This window comes from Streptomyces sp. NPDC051561, from assembly GCF_044454195.1.
Classification (GTDB): Bacteria; Actinomycetota; Actinomycetes; order Streptomycetales; family Streptomycetaceae; genus Streptomyces.
The window spans coordinates 1-1,342 of record NZ_JBITDM010000069.1 but is presented as its reverse complement, the minus strand read 5'-3'; the positions used below and the strand labels follow the sequence as shown (position 1 = coordinate 1,342).

Sequence of the window (1,342 nt, the reverse complement as noted above, 5' to 3'; positions counted from 1 at the left end):
GGATGGTGTCCCGCCGAGTGGTGTAGCAGCGATCAGTGCATAGCCCCTGGTCATGAGGCGGCCATCGCGCAACTCTCCGAGTAGAGAAGCTCGTTGAGAGAGGTGACACGATGGCCTTGTCCCAGCATGACCTACTCCGCCTCATGGAGTCACTGCGTACGGCGGACGGAATCGAGTTAGTCAGGGTCCTGGCCCAACGGATCCTGCAGGAACTCATCGAGGCCGAGGCCACCGCCCACATCGGCGCCGAGCACGGTGAACACACCGAGGCGCGCACGGCCTGGCGCAACGGCCACCGGGAGAAGCTGCTGACCACGCAGGCCGGGGACCTGGACCTGGCGATCCCCAAGGTCCGCACCGGCAGCTTCTTCCCCAGCCTGCTGGAACGCCGACGCCGTATCGATCAGGCCCTCTACGCCGTGATCATGGAGGCCTACGTGCACGGAGTGTCCACCCGCAGCGTGGATGACCTGGTCAAGGCCCTGGGCGGGGACACCGGAATCTCCAAGTCCGAGGTCTCCCGGATCTGCGGCGCACTGGACGCCGAGCTGAGCGTGTTCCGCGCCCGGCCGCTGGACCACACCCGCTTCCCCTACGTCTACCTCGACGCGACGTACTGCAAGGCCCGCGTCAACCATCAGATCGTCTCCCAGGCCGTGGTCATCGCCACCGGCATCACCGAGGACGGCGGACGCGAGGTCCTCGGGCTCATGGTCGGCGACAGTGAGACCGAAGTGTTCTGGTCGGAGTTCCTGCGTTCCCTGCGCGAGCGCGGCCTGAACGGGGTCCGCCTGGTCATCGCCGACCACCACAGCGGCCTGGTCAAGGCCGTGCGCAGGGTCATGCTCGGCGCCGGCTATCAACGCTGCCGCGTTCACTTCCTGCGCAACGTCTTCGCGGTGATCCCCAAGGACTCGGGCGAGATGGTGGCCGCGACGATCCGCACGATCTTCGCCCAGCCCACCGCGGACCTCGTGCGCACCCAGCTCGACACCGTCGCCGACATGCTCGGACGACAGTTCCCCAAGGTCAAAGTCATGCTGTTGGAAGCCAAGGAGGATTTGACCGCGTTCGCGGACTTCCCCGACCGGCATTGGAAGAAGATCCAGTCGACCAATCCCCTGGAACGAATCAACCGCGAGATCAAACGCCGCAACGACGTCGTCCAGATCTTCCCCAACCCTGCTGCCCTCGAACGACTCACCACCGCCGTCCTCATCGAGATGCACGACGAGTGGATCGCCTTCGCCCGCCGCTACCTTCCCGTGGACAGCATGGACAAGGTCTATCCCCAGGACAAAGAACCGATCGACCCGGCTACACCACTACAAGGGACATGACC

Annotated in this window: 1 protein-coding gene; it reads left to right on the top strand. The window is 65.1% G+C overall.

Translation table 11 applies throughout. The features are described 5' to 3' along the window. Positions 1–110: 110 nt before the first annotated feature. The gene (locus ACIA73_RS41950) at positions 111–1,340 is read left to right on the top strand and encodes an IS256 family transposase (RefSeq protein WP_399444284.1); all 1,230 of its coding nucleotides are present in this window, start codon (positions 111–113) and stop codon (positions 1,338–1,340) included. Positions 1,341–1,342 lie beyond the last annotated feature (2 nt).